Genomic DNA, 16138 nt, shown 5'->3' on the forward strand with positions numbered 1-16138 from the left:
CTGGGTCGCCACCACCTTGCCGTCGACCGTGAGCGTGCCGGTTCCGCCCTGGCCGAGACCGCTGAAGTTGTTGTAGGCGAGCGTGCCGGTGCCGAGGCCGTCATACTTGAAGTCGAAGACCAGCGTGTGCTTGCCGGGCGTCAGCGCGTCGGGGCCCTCCCACTTCGGCCGCTTCAGGTCGACAAGGTTCCACAGGAAGACCGGCTTGCTGTCCTTGAGGTAGAAGCCGTAGCCGCCAAACCGTCCGCCGGAAGTGACGATCATGCCTTCCGCTCCGCCTTCCGGCACGTCGATCTCCGCGGTGAAGGTGTAGGAGCTATTGAGGATCGATGGCGAGTCCCCCTGCGGCAACCCGACCATCGGGTGGGTGTAGACGAACTCGGTGCGTCCGGCCGTGATATTCGGCCGCGGCGCCACGACCCGGGCCGCGAACGAGGCATCCATCGGGAAGACGCCGTATTTCTGCGCCTCGCGGATGAACAATTCCTTCATCTCCTGCACCTTGTCTGGATGCTTGTCGGCGATGTTCCGGGACTGGCTGTAGTCCTTGGTCAGGTCGTATAGCTCGAACACCTGGTTGTTCAGCGGATCGGTGTTGGCGGGGCCGAAGGCATCCCACGGCGCGCGGTTGACCTTGGTGCTCAGGAACCAACCTTCATCGTAAAGCGCCCACTGACCCATCATCTCGAAGTATTGAATCTTGTGATGGGACGGTTCCTTCGCGTTCGCCTTGTCGAAGGTATAGGCGAAGCTGGTGCCTTCGATCGGCGCCTGGGTGACGCCATCGACCGTCTCCGGCGCCGGGATGCCGGTCACCTCGAGGATGGTCGGCACGACGTCGATGACGTGCATGAACTGTTCGCGGAGGCCTCCCTTGTCCTTGATCCGCGCCGGCCAGGAAATAGCCATGTTCTGGCGGATGCCGCCGAGTTTGGAGGCATTCTGCTTGAACCAGGTGAACGGCGTGTCGAATGCCCAGGACCAACCGGCGGACATGTGATTGTAGGTCGCCTCGGTGCCCCACACGTCGTACCACTTCATCTGGACATCGATCGGCATCTCGTTGATGCCGTTGAAGAATGCCACTTCGTTGGGGGTTCCGAGCGGTCCGCCCTCGGCGCTCGTGCCGTTGTCGCCGTTGATGTAGATGATCAGCGTGTCGTCGAGCTTGCCCATCTGCTCGATCGTATCGACGATACGCCCCATCTCGTGATCGTTATAGGCGGCGTATGCGGCGAAGACCTCGACCTGCTTGATGAACAGCTTTTGTTCCTCGTCGGTCAGCTTGTCCCACGGCTTGAGAATATCGTCGGGCCAGTCTTCGATCTGGGTGTCTTGCGGGATCACGCCGAGCTTCTTCTGGTTCTCGAAGATCTGTTCGCGGAGCTTGTTGTACCCATCGTCGAAGAGATGCATGTCGTGGATCTTCTCCACCCATTCCTTGGTCGGGTGGTGCGGGGCGTGGGTGGCGCCCGGCGCGTATTTGATGAAGAACTTCTTGTCCGGCTGCGTCTGGTTCAGCCGGTTGAGATAGTCGATCGCGTCATCGGCCATCGCGGTGATCAGATTCCACTCGCCCTCGTGTCCGTCGAAGGGGTAGATCTGCGTCGTGTTGCGGAAGAGGTTCGGCTGCCACTGGTTGGCGTCGCCACCGACGAAACCGTAGAAATATTCGAAGCCCATGCCGGTGGGCCATTGGTCGAAAGGCCCGACGGAGCTCGCGGCAAACGCCGGCGTGTTGTGGTCCTTGCCGAACCACGCGGTGGCAAAGCCATTGTCGAGCAGGATCCGGCCGATGGTGGCCTTGTCCTCGCCGATAATGCTGTTGTAGCCGGGGAAGCCGGTCGACTGTTCGGAGATGACGCCGAATCCGGCCGTGTGATGGTTACGGCCGGTGATCAGCGCCGCCCGGGTCGGCGAGCAGAGCGCCGTCGAGTGGATGTTGGTGTAGCGGAGCCCCATTTCCGCGATGCGGTCCATCGTCGGCGTCGGGATAACGCCACCGAAAGTGCTCGGCACGCCGAACCCGGCGTCGTCGGTGATGATCAGGAGAACGTTGGGTGCTTCCTCCGGCGGAACGATCCGCGGCGACCACCAAGGCGTCGAGTCGAGCGCATCATTCTCGATGACGCCGCCGAACTTCGGTTCGGGGGCGGGCAACTGGTTGCCTGGAATGGTCGTCGTGGCGCTCGGCGAGCCGGCAGTGCCCGTCACCTGCTGGGCGTTTGCCGGGACGGAGGCCATCCCGAAGGCGAAAAGGCCGGAAAGCAAGAATATGAAACGGGTCGACCGGAGGTCCGCTTGACCTCTTGCTGCGTCCTGAAACATCGCAAAGATTTGCATGGCCTTCCTCCCAAACCCTCAAGCGCAACCGATGCCCCGCGGATGACGCCAGCGTGGTTTTACAGTCGCAAGCCATCTATAAATACTGGTGCCGGCAGGTGCGTTCTTGCCATTAGGCGACATGGGCTCAGAAAAAGATGCCGTTCGACGATTTCGCCCACAATCCGCGCACGCTGCTGCATATCGCCGGCGCGCTCCGAAATCGCGGTGTCTCGCCACTTGAGCTTTTTCGACGGGTCGGTGTTCCGCCCTCTGCGTTGCTTGATGCGAACGGCTGGGTTCCGCGCCAGCTCTGCTTCGCGCTGAGCGAGGAAGCGGGGATCGTCAGCGGGGACAGGTTCCTCATCTCGAAAATCGGCGCGAGCTTCGAGTTGGTCGACTTCGGCCCCTGGGGCCGGACGATTGCTGGAGCACGAAGCGTTGGCGAAGCTTGCGCTGTCGCCGCAAACAACGTCGAATTGTTGCACCAGGGCTCGGCCCTCCGCTTCTTCACCTTTGCCCGGCACGCCGAGCTCAGGTTCGAATATCACGGACGTTTGGGGGCCAGTCCCCACCAGCACCTTCTCGGCTCGATGGTCTTCCTGCGGAAGATTGCGCTTCTGGCAAAGGTGCCCGAGGCCGTCAGCGTCCGCCTATCGATACCCTACTCGCATGGCGCCGAGTGCCTGGAGGAGACCTGCGGGCCGCGGCTCGAATTCGGATGCGACTACGATTCGATCGTGATCGACCGCAGCATCCTTGACGCGTCCATCGGGGACGTCGGACCCAATCCGATCGAGGTCGCCGAGACGGCTGAAGCGACAGGCGCCCTGCTTAAGCGGCTCCTGCCTTATGGTCGCGCGAACCTCGAGACAGTCGCGGCGCACCTGAGGGTCAGCGCCCGAACTGTGCAGCGAAGGTTGAGGGACTGGGGCTTTTCGTTCGAGGAGATTCTGGACGATGTCCGGCGCACCGAAGCCACGCGCCATGTCATTTCAGGAGAGAACTCGGCGATCGAGATCGCCTTTCTCCTCGGTTATTCGGATCCGGCCCATTTTACCCGGGCCTTCCGCCGCTGGACCGGCATGCCGCCGCGCGACTATGCGCGAGCCTTCAGGTCGAACTACTCGTAGCCAGCCGGTCGTTCGAGTCGCCGCCATCTTGCGCTCCGCGCATTCCGATGTGCATGCCGTGGCCCTGACCAAAAGCCGGAAACCGGAGCTGCGCCTGAGCAACGACGCTGTGGATACCGAAATGCGAAAGGCTTCGCAGGCGGACCGCCCCCGGTCGTGCCAAGCTCCAGACCGACCGGGTCGCCGACCTGCCGACCGCGCTGAAGGAGCGGCTGTTCCGGGAGCGCTACGGGCTTTAGGATGGCTCGCTGATCGTTGAAGGGCGCCGGACACCTTCCTGGAGCTTCTCCCGGTTTGATGTCCGGACGTCGAACAGCCAGATGCCCTTGCCAACGCGTCTTGGGTGACGACCTGAACCAAGTCAGCCTTGTTGCGTTCCAAAGAGAAGGCTTGGAGGATAATCGGATGCTGAAGCTCGTTGCAGGTTTGGCTTTTGCCGTCATGCTGACAACGGTTGCCCAGGGCGCCGTCGCTGCGCCGGGCGTGGCCAAAGGCAGCGTCAACCTTCGCACTGGGCCGAGTACAAAATACGCCCGCATTACGACGATACCTGCCGGCGCGCGGGTCAACGTGCTTCGCTGCGGACGTTGGTGCGAGGTGATCTATGCCGGCCGGCGCGGTTGGGCATCCGCATCGTACATCCGGCGCGGAAATGCAAGACCGGCCTACGACTGGACCAACTGCTACGCGGTCAATGCCTGGAACAACCCATACTGCGAATGGCCGATCGAACGTTCGGTTCGCGAATTCAGCCAGGGCGCCCGGGACTTCCGAAATCGGCAGAGCGGCGGCAGGAAGCGGTAGCCGATCGCCCGCCCCATCCATAGGCGTCGCGGTCGAGTTCGCCGGCATCGCCGGGGCGATCGAGGAGCGCCTGCTCCGGGAGCGCTACGGGCTTTAGGCCGGAACGCGCCTAGCGGTCGTTCAGGCTGTTGACGATCGCACGGGCCACGGTTTCGGGACCGTCATTGCCGGTGCCGGTCATGAAATAGGCGACGACCGTGTTGGTCGAGGGAGAGATGTAGATTCCCTGCCCGCCGACACCGGCTTTGTATAGGTCGCCATCGGGGAAGATCGTGTCCCACATATAGGCGTTGCTCAGGCCCGTATCCTTGTCCTTGAAGAAGGACTTGAACATTTTCTCGCCGACATAACCCTTGGCGAACATCTCCGGTCTGCCGCTCGTCTGGATGTGCGTGACGATGTCTGCCGGGATGATTTCCTCGCCGAAGACCTCCTTCGCCATTGGGGTGTAGATCATCGCGAAGCGGGCGAAGTCGCGAAGGTTGGTGTTGATCAGCCCGAAGGTCAGCGGCCCTCCGTCCAGATCGACGCCGATAAAGGCATCTCCCTCCGCGCCGATTCTGCGCCAGATTTTCTCACCGAAGAGCTCCGGGACTGTTTTGCCGCTGACCCTCTCGACGATATTGTCGATCACGAAGGTATTGATCGAGTTGTATTCGAAGGCCTTGTGGCCCTCCTGGCGCCGCTCCATCGTCTTCAGGACGTCCCACGGCTTCGGCCGCTCGCCGTCGCCCTTGAAGACGCCGATCGCGACCGCCCACTGGAACCAGATCTGTTCGGGATTGGTGCGCGAATCGTGATTGGGCTCGTCATGCTCGGTGCCGTTGAGCCCGGTCGCCATGTCGACCGTTTCCTGCACCGAAACAGTGTCCCAGACCGAGCCCTTCAGTTCGGGTATGAAGTCCGAAACCGGCCTCGAAAGGTCGATCTTTCCTTCCGCCTCCAGCAGGGCAAGCAGAGTTGAGCCGACCACCTTGCTGCTCGAAAACCAGATGTGCTTGTCGAACGGGCGCATCGTCTTGTAGCGCTCGTAGAGAATCTCGCCATCCTTGATGACGATGAAACCGTCGACGGGCTTTTCCTTGATGAACGCGTCGACGGTCAGCCTGGAGCCATCCGCGAAGTCGACGCCGATATCGTCGATCGAGGGATCGAGCGCATAGCCCAGCCTGCTGATATCGCCCCAGCGTGGGACGATGGCGCCCTTCTGGAAGCGCGAGTAGTTCTGCCAGGCATATTGCGTCTTGTCGCTCGGAAGCTGGATCTGCACCTCGTTGCCCGGCTCATTGAAGAAGGCATGAATCCCGTAGATTTGCTCAAGCGGGATCAGGGATGAGATGTTGTCTTCCGGCGCCTCGGTGTACTCGGCGTCGTCGCCCGGTCCGGCGGTCTGCGCATGGGCCGAAAGCGGGATCACGGTCGCCAAGAAAAGGGCAATTCCGATCTCACGAATGGTCATTTTGACTCCCCTGGTCGCGGTCTTTGCGTAGTCTCGTGGGAATCGCAGAAAATGCGGATCGACCTCGCAAATTGGCCCAGCGCGCGTTGATCTCGCGGCACGCTTTTGATTCTCAATTGTCGAAGAGGCCGGAGGTCGCGATCGCGCGGGCATAGAGGTGCGCGGAGTGATCATCGTTGTTCACATTGTAATATGCAATGACGAGATCCCGCGACGGCGAGACATACAGACCCTGGGTCATCAGACCGCCCTTCCAGAAGTCTCCGTCGGGCCAGAACAGGTCCCACTGACGGCCGTTGCTGACGAAATCGTCCCCACCCATGTACTCGGTGAAGGCCGGCCCGTGGAAACTGGACATCATGAACTCGTGAGAGCGCACTTCGCTGTGCATCCGCTCGAGAATTTCATCGGTGACGACCTGCTCGGTGGCGATCTTGTTCCAGCTTGGGGTGTACAGCATGCCGAAACGAGCGAAGTCGCGCAGATTGCTCGAGACGAGACCGTGCGCCGCGGCAATGCCGTCCGGCGTCAGGTGGATCTGCAGCGCGCCCTCGGCGCCGACCTTGGACCAGACGCGGCGGTCGAACATCTGCGGCCAGCGCTCGCCTTCGACCCTTTCGGCCAGGATCACCAGCATCTGGGTCAGGCCGGAGGCATACCCGAAGGACAGGCCGGGCTCTTCCTTCCGCGGCGTGCTTTTCAGCACATCCGTCAGAAGCTCCTGCCCCCTCGTCTCGTTGGGGAAGCCGAACTCGGCCTCGTAAACCCGGCGCGCGACGTTGTTCGGATCGAAACGGGACTCGCTGGTGTCCACGAGATCCATCCCGGTGGCCATGTCCATGATGTCACGCGTGGTGATGCCGTCCCAGTCCGTTCCCTTGAAGTCGGTGATGTAGTCCGTCACCGGCGCGTTCTCGTCGATCTTGCCCTCGCTGATCAGCTGATCGATGATCAGGCTCGCGGTGGGCTTGGCCGAGGACATCCAGAGATGGGCATCCTCGGGCCGCAGCCTGGGATACTTCTCGTAGACGATATCGCCGCCCTGAATGACGATGAAGGCCTGCGCGTAGTCGGACTTCTCAAGGAATTGGTCCAGCGAGAGGGTGCCTTCCAGAGAGCTCTCGTCCAGCATCTCGACCGCGACCTCCCCGACCTCGGGCATGGGCCGCGACCCCAGCGGCATGACGGGCTGGCGTGAAGGCAGGATGGTGGTGTTCATGAACTCGGAGGCATGAACGTTGAAATAGGCGGACGGGTCGCCGCCTCTGAACAGTTCGTTGTAGTCCGCGTCGCGGGTCTCTTTCTCGAGTTCCATCGGAAACCCGGCGACGAACGCGTCAAGAGGCGTGCGCTCCTCTGCCCCGGCAGCCGAAGCCGCGACGACGAAGAGTGACGAAGCCAATGTTCTGCGGAACATAGTTGGTCCTCCCTGTCTTCCTAAGGAATTGCACCGTCCTTGATGATCAGGATCGAAGTTGGCAGCGACTCTGCCGCACGTGCGATATCCGCCAGTGGATTGCCGTTGTACCTTCAGGTCGATCTCACCGGCAGTTTAGGTCCGACTCTAAAGTTATCCCTTGATAGGGATCAACTGACCGCTGCGGAGCCCCGGGCTGACCGTTCCTGACGGTCAGCAATGGCGACGCCTACCGGCCAAACAGCCGTCGCACCGCACGCTCGAAACGGACGGCCTTCGCGTCGCGGAGCGTCCTGTTCTCGGCGGCGAGCGCCTTGTTCTCGGTGGCGAGCGCCTTGTTTTTTTCGGTCTTGGCCTTGTTGCGCGCCTTCAATCTCGCGTTTTCCTGGAGCAACCGATCGCGCTCAAGCTCGGCCTGCTCCATGGCAAGCCGATGCCTTCGCGCTTCCGACGCGATGACGTCGGCGAGGGTCGTCGGCGGCGTATCAGGTGCGACAAGCGGATCGAGCGCGATCCATCGATCCATGTTGCCCTCAGCCGCCAGACGCTCGAAGCATCTGAGGATGAACAGGCCGCTCTTCTCGATGGTGTCGGGCCTGATCCAGTAGCTTTGACCGCTGCGGGCGACGCAGACCCGGTCGAGAATGAAGGTCTGGAAGAACAGGCGCTCTTCCACGCTCGTGCAGGTCGGCAACACCGCTTCGAGGAGGCCTGTGAAGACCGTTGTCCAGTCGCCGACCTTTTTCTCGTCGGACCAGCGGCGGTTCTGCTTGTGGTAGTTGTCGCCGTGAATTCTGCGATAGTAGATCGGTTCCGGAAGCCGCAGGAAACTGCCCCAGCGCAGGACCTTCGCGAGCCAGACGAAGATCTGCTGGTTGGATCGGAATTCGTCGACCCGGACCGCACCGGCCTGCGCGATCGCTTCCTTCCGGATGATGCCCCGGCAGGCGGTTGGCGTGATCCGCTCGATGAACTGCCTCAGGCGTTGATGCGTCTCTCCCTCGATCGAGGGCGTCGCCTCGATATGCGACTGCTCGCCGACGAACTGGCAGTCGGCATAGACGATCGCCGCATCGGGACGCCGATCGGCGACGGCGAGCAGCTTCTCGAAGAAGTCGGGAGCGGTCGTATCGTCGTGCTGCCGATAGCAGAAGAACGCGCCGGCGGATTGCTCCAGCAGCCAGTTGAAGTTGCCGACCCAGTCGAGGCGTTCGGTCTGGACGACCATGCGGAAGCGGCGATCGGCGAGGAAGGGACGGCAGGCCTCGGCGCTGACCTGGTCATTGCCATCGACCGAGATGATGACCTCGAAGTCGGAGAACGTCTGCGCCTGGAGGGCGCGAAGCGCCTCGGCGACGAAGTCCTGGCCGTTAAAGAGCGGCATGCCAACAGTGATGCGTCCAGTCAATCCAGCCTCCGGAAGCCCGTCGGCGCCATCGCCCGGCGACCCGGCACGTCTCGGCGCGCCGCCTGATAGCACGAATGCCGGGCTTTTTGGGTCGGCCACCCGTGCTCGGCCCCGGCAGGCCGGGCGGGGCATAGAGCAACATGCCGATCAGGATCGGTGGACGGCCGACGCCGCCGCGACCATCGAGGGAGAAGGCGTCTAGTCGTCCATGATCCGGTCGGCGACGCGATACCCGCCATCGACGGGAATATGGACTCCGGTCACGAAATCCGACGCCGGCGAAGCGAGATAGACGACCGTGCCGACGAGATCGTCCGGCATCCCCCAGCGCCGCGCCGGCGTCCGTCTGCGGATCTGCTCACCCATCGGCTTGGCGGGCACCCCGCGCGTCAGGTCGGTTTCGAACCAGCCGGGGAGAATGGCATTCACCTGGATGCCTGCCGCCGCGAGTTCGACGGCCAAAGACCGCGTCAGACCGAGGATGCCGGTCTTGGCCGCCGCGTAGTCCGCGAAGCGCGGCGCCCCGAAGACCGAATACATCGACCCGACGTTGATGATCTTCCCGCCCCTGTCGCCGGCGATCATGGCGCGGGCCGCGTGCCTGGCGCAGAGGAACGAACCGGTGAGATGCGCGCCGATCACGGCGTCCCAGGCTTCCAGTTCGAGGTCGACGATCGGCCCGCCGCGAAACAGCCCGGCGTTGTTGAGGAGGATGTCGAGCCTGCCGAACCGCTCGACGATCGCCGCGATCGTGCGTTCCACCGCCGGCTCGTCACGGACTTCGAGCGCGAAGACGGAATCGGTGCCGAACTCATCGGCAGCATCCGCATTCTTGGCGGGATCGCGTCCGGTTACCACCACATGTGCTCCCGCCGCGGCAAGTCCACGCGCCATCGCCCGGCCGATGCCGCCATTGCCGCCGGTCACCAGCGCAATCCGTTCCTCCAGCGAAAACAGGTCATGAGCCATGTTCTGTTGCCTCGAAGGGAAGTCGGGCCGGGTCCGATACCTTCCTCCGGCACGCGCGCAAGGCACGGGCTCATGCCAGCAAGCGCGTCTCCGGGAGCGCCACGGGGCCTGAGGATCATACCATACGGTTGCGAACCACGCCCTGGCCGGTGTGGTGGATGCGGTTGAACTGCCCGTAGCTGCCGGCGAGGTCGAGCGCTACGGCGGCGGTTGCCCGCGTCGAGGCGACGCCGATCTCGGCGATGTCGAACTCGATGCCATGCGGGATGTCGATCCTGATCCGGTGCTCCTCGCCGGTCGCCGGGCTGACGATCGGCCCGCCGGTCGCCTCCATCGCGCCGGGGATCGCCACCCGCGCGCGGCGCGCCTCGATATCGATGTCGAACGCGATCGGCAGGTAAAGCGTCTCGTGGATGGTGTCCGACATCGCGTGGAAGACCCACCAATGGGTCGCGGCCTCTTCCACCTCGCCACCGTGGAGCAGGGTCTTGAGCGCCTTCCGCTGGGCGGTATCGGCGCGACTGTCGATGATCGCCTGCATTTCGCCATTGCCTTCGTAGATCGGGCCCGGCCAGGCATAGGTGACGGCGTAGCGGATGCCGTCGAGCCGCGTGTCGCCGAAATGGCCGCGCTCGATCTCGCCGACCTCCATGCCGCGACAGTGCCCTTGCGTCGGGTCGAGCTCGAACTGGCAGGGGCAATTGCGCTCGCAGTTGCAGTTGCCGAAGGTGATGGCTTCGATACGCCAGTCGATCATGGCAGACCTCCCTGGTTCAGGTTTGCAATGCGGCGGACGCGGTGATGTGGATGGCGCCGCCGAGAAAGAGCACGCCGAGCAGGTTCGAGACCAGCCGGCCGTTGGGGGCGACCTTCTCGACAAGCACCATCAGCGCGAGACCCGCGATCCAGACGATGTTCATGATGCCGCCGACGAAAAGCAGCGCCATCAGGAACCAGCAGCAGCCGACGCAATAGGTGCCGTGGACCAACCCCATCCGGAAAGCGCCGGAGGCGCCCGGCCGCCAATGCCCCATGATGAAGCCGAAGGGCGTCCGGCAGTGCTTGAGGCAGGCGTGTTTCAGCGGCGTGATCTGGTAGACCGCCGCCGCGGCGAGGAGGGCGGCGGAGAGCCACGGGTTGAGGCTCCACATCAGCATGCCGTGGATCCAGCCGAGCTGCTCGAGACCGTATTGCAGCGCCGTCGCCGCCATCGAGAAGCCGAGCCAGCCCAGGCAATAGCCGGCGGCGAGCCAGGCCGCCCGCGCGCCGCTCCCGCCACTTTTCCGCGCGATCTGCTCGTAGAGGAGGATCAGCGGCGCGGCGCTCGGCAGCATCATCGCGACCATCATGACCCACCACATGACGAGCATGGTGACGGCGTAGGCCGGCGTCCACATCCCGGCCATCGCCGGCCGGTCCATCGGTGGCGGGAACCGCCAGGTCGACATCGCCCGGATGCTCATGCCGGTGCCGCCGCCGGCCAGAACGAAGCCCCAGGCGAGCAGCGAGACGAGGATCAGCCCCGAAATGACGACGGCGCGCTGGTTGCGCGCAACCGCTTCGATCGGGCTCGTGGTCGGCATTCTTCCTCCATCGCGTCGGCCCTGGCCGGCCGGTCAAATGGCCGTGACCATGTGTCCATCAGCCGGCACGCGCAGGTCAACCGGATAGTCTTCAGCCGAGAACGGTTGCCTTGGACGTGCCCCCCGCATTAGATCGTCGCCATGGGTGCCTTCCTGACCTTTCTCGGCGTGGTCATTGCGATCGTCATCTGGTGGCGGCGGTTCAACCGCGCCCACACGACGGTGATGACCGCGCTCAACACGACGAAGTCGGCGCTCGACAAGCAGCGCACCGGGCAGGCGCGGCGGTCGCAACAGCCGCCCAGGCCTTCCCAGCCCCCCCGGCAGACCGAGACGCTGGAGAAGGATCCCGAGACCGGGGTCTATCGGGTCAAGGGGAACGACTGAGGCACCGCCCGAGCCAATCGCACAATCCCGGTCGGTCGCCCGCCTACCGCGGCGGGCCGGATTCGCGCAGGAAATTACCGTTGACCCAGCCCCGTCTCCGGGCTTCGCCGGCCTCGATCTCGCACCAGCGCGACTGGCCGACCCGCTTGCAACCGCGGTTGCGAACGATGTCGCCATTGTTGAGTTCGCCAAGCACGGCGTAGTTGGTGCCGGGGCCGCGCCGGACGTTCAGCGTATCGTTCCTGGGAACGTCGGTGACCCGCCAATAGTCGGGTCCGCCCGACATGCCGTCGGCATAGTCGGGGTTGCGGTTGGGGCCGTTCCCGCCGCCATTGTTCCCCCAGTTATTGTTTCCCCCGCCATTGCCGCCATTGCCGTTGCCGCCAGGCCGGTTGCCGCTCGCCACGACCTGGCAAACGCCACTGTCGCGGCCCCTGGTGTAGGAGACGTCCGGCGTGCCGTCGGGCTTGACGGTGAGCGAGATTGTGACATGCCCGCGCCGGGCCTCGTAGTAATTCTTGTTGTAGGTCTGGAGCTCCGCCTCCCTGCCGTTGATATAGACGGGGCCGCCCTGGTCGGCATGGACCGTGATATTGCCGGGACAGGTGGCGTTGACGCGGGGAACGGCCGCCTCGGCAGCTCCCGCGGAGACCAGGATTGCCGCGGCAAGGACGATGGATCTCATATGAACTTCTCCCTGACGCATATCATAGTCTAACGCCCTTCGGATCGATTGGTATCATGCCTGCCAAGGCTTTTTTTCGACGGCGAATGCTGCGAAGCTCCTCCGGGCCTCGCGCCGGAGGAGCGGTCCCCGACCCCTTCGGCGTCGATTTCCGGCGGTTTTCCGCCGCGATCAGCGATCAACGTGCCGGCAGGGCCGGAGGGAGGATGTCCGATGTTTTCTGCTCGCAAGCATATCCTGTCCGTCGCCGTCGCGATCGTCATCGCCTCGACGGCTGCCATGGCCGAAGCGCCGGACACGGACCGGCCGCTGTGGCTGCGCTATCCGGCGGTCTCGCCCGACGGCATGCAGGTCGCCTTCGTCTATGCGGGGCAGATATGGATCGTGCCGATCGAGGGGGGCGAGGCCGTGGCGCTGACCGGCGCGCCCTTCTACAGCTCGCATCCGGTCTGGTCGCCCGACGGCCGGCGCATCGCCTTCTCCGCCGATCGCCACGGCAACGCGGACATCTTCGTCGTTGCGGCCGATGGCGGGCCCGTGAAGCGGCTGACCTACAACTCCGCCGACGACGTGCCGACCGCCTTCTCGCCGGATGGCGCGCGGGTCTATTTCAACTCCAGGCGGCTCGGCGATCCGACTGCGGATGCGGTCGACTCGCGGAAGGGACTCGGGCTTCCCTACCTCGACCAGCTCTATTCGGTGCCGAGCAGCGGCGGCCGGACCCGGCTGGAGCTCGCGACGGTCGCGCTCGACCTGCGGCCGAGCCGCGACGGGTCGCGGGCGCTCTATACCGACAACAAGTCGATCGAGAATGACTGGCGCAAGCACCAGGTCTCCGATGCCGCCCGCGACATCTGGATTTACGAGCCCGCGACCGGAAAGCACACCAAGCTGACCGAATGGCGCGGCGAGGACCGCAACGCGGTCTTCAGCCCCGACGAGACGGAATTCCTCTGGCTCAGCGAGCGGGGCGGGTCGTTCAACGTCTGGCGTCGTCCGATCGAAGGCGGCGAACCGGAGCAGGTCACCTTCCACGAGACCTGGCCGGTGCGCTTCCTGTCGAGCGCCGACGACGGGACGCTGGTCTACGCCTATGACGGCGAGCTGTGGCGGCTGACGCCCGGCGCGGCCGATCCGGAGCGGATCGACGTCCGCATCCGCCAGAGCAATCTCGTCGACGGGCCGGCGACGGTGCCGGTCAACGACCAGGCGACGGAAATCGTCGTCTCGCCGAACGGCAGCGAGCTGGCACTGATCGCCCGCGGCGAGGTCTTCGTCGTCTCGCTGGCGAGCGGCGCCACGCGGCGCATCACCGCGACCCCTGCGATGGAGCGCTTCCTCACCTTCTCGCCGGACGGCCGCAGGCTCGCCTATGCCAGCATGCGCAACGGCGACTGGGACATCTATGAGGCACGGCTGACGCGCGACGAGGACAAGGGCTTCTCCGGCACCGCGCCCTTCGAGGAAGTCGCCATCGTCGACACCGATTCCGACACCTACCAGCCGGTCTATTCGCCGGATGGCGGCCGCGTTGCCTACCTCAACAACCGCACCGAGATCAGGGTCCTCGACATCGCGTCGGGGACCTCGGTGGAGGTGCTGCCGGGCGACGCCGCCTATTCCTACGCCGATGGCGACATGCAGTATGCCTGGAGTCCCGACGGCAAGTGGCTGGTCGCGCGAACCGGCATCTTCTCGACCGCCGAGATCGAGCTGCTCGATGCGGCGGGCGTCGCGCCGCGGCGCAACCTCAGCCTCAACGGCTATACCGACGACAGCCCGAGCGTCAGCCAGGACGGGGCGATCGTGCTGTGGACCAGCGACCGCAACGGGTTGCGGGCCTCGAACGCCAATGGCGTCCAGTCCGACGTCTATGCGGCATTCCTGACCCAGGAAGCCTTCGACATCTTCCGAGCATCGCCCGAGGAAAGGGCGCTGCTCGAGGCGGCGAAGGGGGATGGCGACGGTGGGCCGGAAAAGGAAGCCGGGCTTCCCGACCTCGAAGGCGTCGCCTACCGGACCGGGCGCCTGACGCCTTTCTCGTCGAGCATCGTCTATTTCGAGCTGACGCCCGACAACAAGCAGCTCCTCCTCGTCACCGTGCAGGACGATTCAAGGCTCGCCGGCTTCTTCATCGACATCGCCACCCACGCGGCGCGGCAGATATTCTCGACCGGTCTGCCATCCGACCTGGCGCTCGCGACCGACGCCAAGCTGACCACCCTTTATCTCCTCACCGACGGGCGGATCACCGCCTACAACCTCGCCGACGGCAAGAGCCGGCCGGTACCGTTCCGGGCCGAGGTGGTGAATGATGTCCGCGAGGAAGTCGCGGCGATCTTCGACCAGAACTGGCGGGCGACGAAGGAGACCTTCTACCTGCCGGACATGCAGGGAGCGGACTGGGACGCGATCGGCGCCCACTACCGCAGGTTCCTGCCTCATATCTTCCACTGGGAGGACCTGGCGGAGCTCCAGTCGGAGATGGTCGGCGAGCTCAACGCCTCGCACCAGGGATCGACCTATCATCGCTCAAACCCGACCGGCGACCTCACCGCCTCGCTCGGCCTCTACTATGACCAGCATTACGAAGGCGCCGGAGAGAAGATCGCCGAGGTGATTCCCGGCGGGCCGTCCGACCGGCCGGCGAGCGCGCTGGCGCCGGGCGCGGTGATCCTTTCCGTCGACGGCGAGGCGATCACGCCGGACATGAACATCGACCGGCTCCTCAACCGCAAGCAGGGGCAGTCGGTCCTGCTCTCGGTGCGGCCCGCCGCCGGCGGCGAGCCGGTCGAGCAGAAGGTCAAGCCGGTCTCGGTCTATGCCGAGAACGAGCTTGCCTATGATCGCTGGGTCGCCAGGCGCCGCGCGATCGTCGAGCGGCTGTCGGGCGGCCGGATCGGCTATATCCACGTCCGCGGCATGCAGCTCGCGCCGTATCAAGCCGCCTATGGTGAGCTGTTCGGTCGCTATCGCGACGCCGAGGCGGTGATCGTCGACATCCGCTCCAACGGCGGCGGCAACCTCCATGACCAGCTCGACGTTCTGCTCACCGGCCGCCACGACAGCTCGCTGGTCAGCCGCGACGGCGTCGAGGTGATCCGCAACCCGGTCGGCCGCTTCACCGGGCCGAGCGTCCTGCTGGCGAGCGCCAGCAGCTATTCCGATGCCTCGGTCTTCCCGACGCTCTACCAGTATAAGGGGATCGGCAAGGTCATCGGCGAGCGGGTGCCGGGGACCGGCACCTCGGTGACCGACGTGCCGCAGATCGAATCCCGTCTCGGCTATCGCGTGCCGGAGCTCGGCTTCCAGCTCACCGACGGGCGCTGGTTCGAGAACCTCGAGGTGGAGCCGGACATCCTCGTCTACAACGACCCGGAATCGGTGGCGGCGGGACGCGACCGCCAGCTCGAACGCGCGGTCGGCTACCTGCTCGGCACGCTGCCGGAGAAGTGAGGGGCGTGGCACGGCGAGCCCGCGTCGCCTTGACCCGCGCGGCGGCGGGTTTATAGCTTGCCGCGCTTTTTCCACATGGCTGCCGGACCGAGACCATGCCCGAATTCATCCCCGACCACATGCGCCCGGATCGCTCCTTCCAGGGGCTGATCCTCGCCCTCCAGCGCTACTGGGCGGATTATGGCTGCGCGATCCTCCAGCCCTACGATTCCGAGATGGGAGCGGGGACCTTCCATCCGGCGACGACCTTGCGGGCGCTGGGCCCGAAGCCGTGGAAGGCGGCCTATGTCCAGCCGTCGCGGCGGCCGACCGACGGCCGCTACGGCGAGAACCCCAACCGCCTGCAGCACTATTACCAGTACCAGGTGATCATCAAGCCGTCGCCGCCCGACCTTCAGGAGCTCTACCTGAAGTCGCTCGCCGCGATCGGCCTTGACATGGCGCTCCACGACGTGCGCTTCGTCGAGGACGACTGGGAGAGCCCGACGCTCGGCGCCTGGGGCCTTGGCTGGGAA

At 64.6% G+C, this 16138-nt stretch carries 13 protein-coding genes; 5 read left to right on the top strand and 8 right to left on the bottom strand.

Features of this window, described 5'->3' with window-relative positions:
* Window positions 1-2244 (bottom strand): arylsulfatase (locus KDJ86_RS13845; protein WP_291746886.1); only part of this gene is annotated, 2244 nt, incomplete at its 3' end.
* A gap of 236 nt (window positions 2245-2480) precedes the next feature.
* Here KDJ86_RS13845 and KDJ86_RS13850 point away from each other — a divergent pair.
* Window positions 2481-3455, top strand: a complete 975-nt coding sequence (locus KDJ86_RS13850; RefSeq protein WP_291746854.1) for an AraC family transcriptional regulator — start codon at window positions 2481-2483, stop codon at window positions 3453-3455.
* 405 nt (window positions 3456-3860) lie between these two features.
* Window positions 3861-4259, top strand: coding sequence for an SH3 domain-containing protein (locus tag KDJ86_RS13855; protein WP_291746857.1), 399 nt, complete (start codon window positions 3861-3863; stop codon window positions 4257-4259).
* A 109-nt stretch (window positions 4260-4368) separates the two neighbouring features.
* Here the strand turns inward: KDJ86_RS13855 and KDJ86_RS13860 are convergent, their stop codons facing one another.
* The 6 genes from KDJ86_RS13860 to KDJ86_RS13885 form a co-directional block, all read right to left on the bottom strand.
* Window positions 4369-5718 carry a serine hydrolase domain-containing protein gene (locus tag KDJ86_RS13860; RefSeq protein WP_291746860.1) on the bottom strand — a complete coding sequence of 450 codons (1350 nt, stop codon included), beginning with the start codon at window positions 5716-5718 and terminating at the stop codon, window positions 4369-4371.
* 112 nt (window positions 5719-5830) lie between these two features.
* Window positions 5831-7135: a serine hydrolase domain-containing protein gene (locus KDJ86_RS13865; RefSeq protein ID WP_291746863.1), complete on the bottom strand. Its 1305-nt coding sequence runs from the start codon at window positions 7133-7135 to the stop codon at window positions 5831-5833.
* A 229-nt stretch (window positions 7136-7364) separates the two neighbouring features.
* Window positions 7365-8543: a glycosyltransferase gene (locus KDJ86_RS13870; RefSeq protein WP_291746865.1), complete on the bottom strand. Its 1179-nt coding sequence runs from the start codon at window positions 8541-8543 to the stop codon at window positions 7365-7367.
* Window positions 8544-8741: 198 nt separating this feature from the next.
* The gene (locus KDJ86_RS13875; RefSeq protein ID WP_291746868.1) at window positions 8742-9512 is read right to left on the bottom strand and encodes an SDR family NAD(P)-dependent oxidoreductase; all 771 of its coding nucleotides are present in this window, start codon (window positions 9510-9512) and stop codon (window positions 8742-8744) included.
* 115 nt (window positions 9513-9627) lie between these two features.
* Window positions 9628-10269 carry a DUF1326 domain-containing protein gene (locus KDJ86_RS13880; protein WP_291746872.1) on the bottom strand — a complete coding sequence of 214 codons (642 nt, stop codon included), beginning with the start codon at window positions 10267-10269 and terminating at the stop codon, window positions 9628-9630.
* A gap of 16 nt (window positions 10270-10285) precedes the next feature.
* A complete protein-coding gene (locus KDJ86_RS13885; RefSeq protein ID WP_291746874.1) occupies window positions 10286-11095 on the bottom strand; it encodes a DUF2182 domain-containing protein in 810 nt (269 codons plus the stop codon).
* A 141-nt stretch (window positions 11096-11236) separates the two neighbouring features.
* Between KDJ86_RS13885 and KDJ86_RS13890 the strand changes: the two genes are divergently transcribed.
* A complete protein-coding gene (locus tag KDJ86_RS13890) occupies window positions 11237-11482 on the top strand; it encodes a hypothetical protein (protein WP_291746876.1) in 246 nt (81 codons plus the stop codon).
* 43 nt (window positions 11483-11525) lie between these two features.
* On the opposite strand, the gene KDJ86_RS13895 is transcribed toward KDJ86_RS13890, so the two are convergent.
* Window positions 11526-12167, bottom strand: a complete 642-nt coding sequence (locus KDJ86_RS13895; protein WP_291746879.1) for an SH3 domain-containing protein — start codon at window positions 12165-12167, stop codon at window positions 11526-11528.
* A 213-nt stretch (window positions 12168-12380) separates the two neighbouring features.
* Between KDJ86_RS13895 and KDJ86_RS13900 the strand changes: the two genes are divergently transcribed.
* Both KDJ86_RS13900 and KDJ86_RS13905 read left to right on the top strand, forming a co-directional pair.
* Window positions 12381-15623 (top strand): S41 family peptidase, encoded by a 3243-nt coding sequence (locus KDJ86_RS13900; RefSeq protein WP_291746881.1) that lies wholly within the window; start codon window positions 12381-12383, stop codon window positions 15621-15623.
* 95 nt (window positions 15624-15718) lie between these two features.
* On the top strand, window positions 15719-16138 hold a 420-nt coding region (locus KDJ86_RS13905; protein ID WP_291746883.1), incomplete at its 3' end, for a glycine--tRNA ligase subunit alpha.

The sequence above is a fragment of the Bauldia sp. genome (assembly GCF_020442045.1).
Lineage (GTDB): Bacteria > Pseudomonadota > Alphaproteobacteria > Rhizobiales > Kaistiaceae > Bauldia.

Coding starts and splice junctions, on each gene's coding strand:
- KDJ86_RS13855 (WP_291746857.1), top strand. CDS start 3,861: ATGCTGAAGCTCGTTGCAGGTTTGGCTTTTGCCGTCATGCTGACAACG.
- KDJ86_RS13895 (WP_291746879.1), bottom strand. CDS start 12,167: ATGAGATCCATCGTCCTTGCCGCGGCAATCCTGGTCTCCGCGGGAGCT.
- KDJ86_RS13860 (WP_291746860.1), bottom strand. CDS start 5,718: ATGACCATTCGTGAGATCGGAATTGCCCTTTTCTTGGCGACCGTGATC.
- KDJ86_RS13885 (WP_291746874.1), bottom strand. CDS start 11,095: ATGCCGACCACGAGCCCGATCGAAGCGGTTGCGCGCAACCAGCGCGCC.
- KDJ86_RS13875 (WP_291746868.1), bottom strand. CDS start 9,512: ATGGCTCATGACCTGTTTTCGCTGGAGGAACGGATTGCGCTGGTGACC.
- KDJ86_RS13865 (WP_291746863.1), bottom strand. CDS start 7,135: ATGTTCCGCAGAACATTGGCTTCGTCACTCTTCGTCGTCGCGGCTTCG.
- KDJ86_RS13850 (WP_291746854.1), top strand. CDS start 2,481: ATGCCGTTCGACGATTTCGCCCACAATCCGCGCACGCTGCTGCATATC.
- KDJ86_RS13880 (WP_291746872.1), bottom strand. CDS start 10,269: ATGATCGACTGGCGTATCGAAGCCATCACCTTCGGCAACTGCAACTGC.
- KDJ86_RS13890 (WP_291746876.1), top strand. CDS start 11,237: ATGGGTGCCTTCCTGACCTTTCTCGGCGTGGTCATTGCGATCGTCATC.
- KDJ86_RS13900 (WP_291746881.1), top strand. CDS start 12,381: ATGTTTTCTGCTCGCAAGCATATCCTGTCCGTCGCCGTCGCGATCGTC.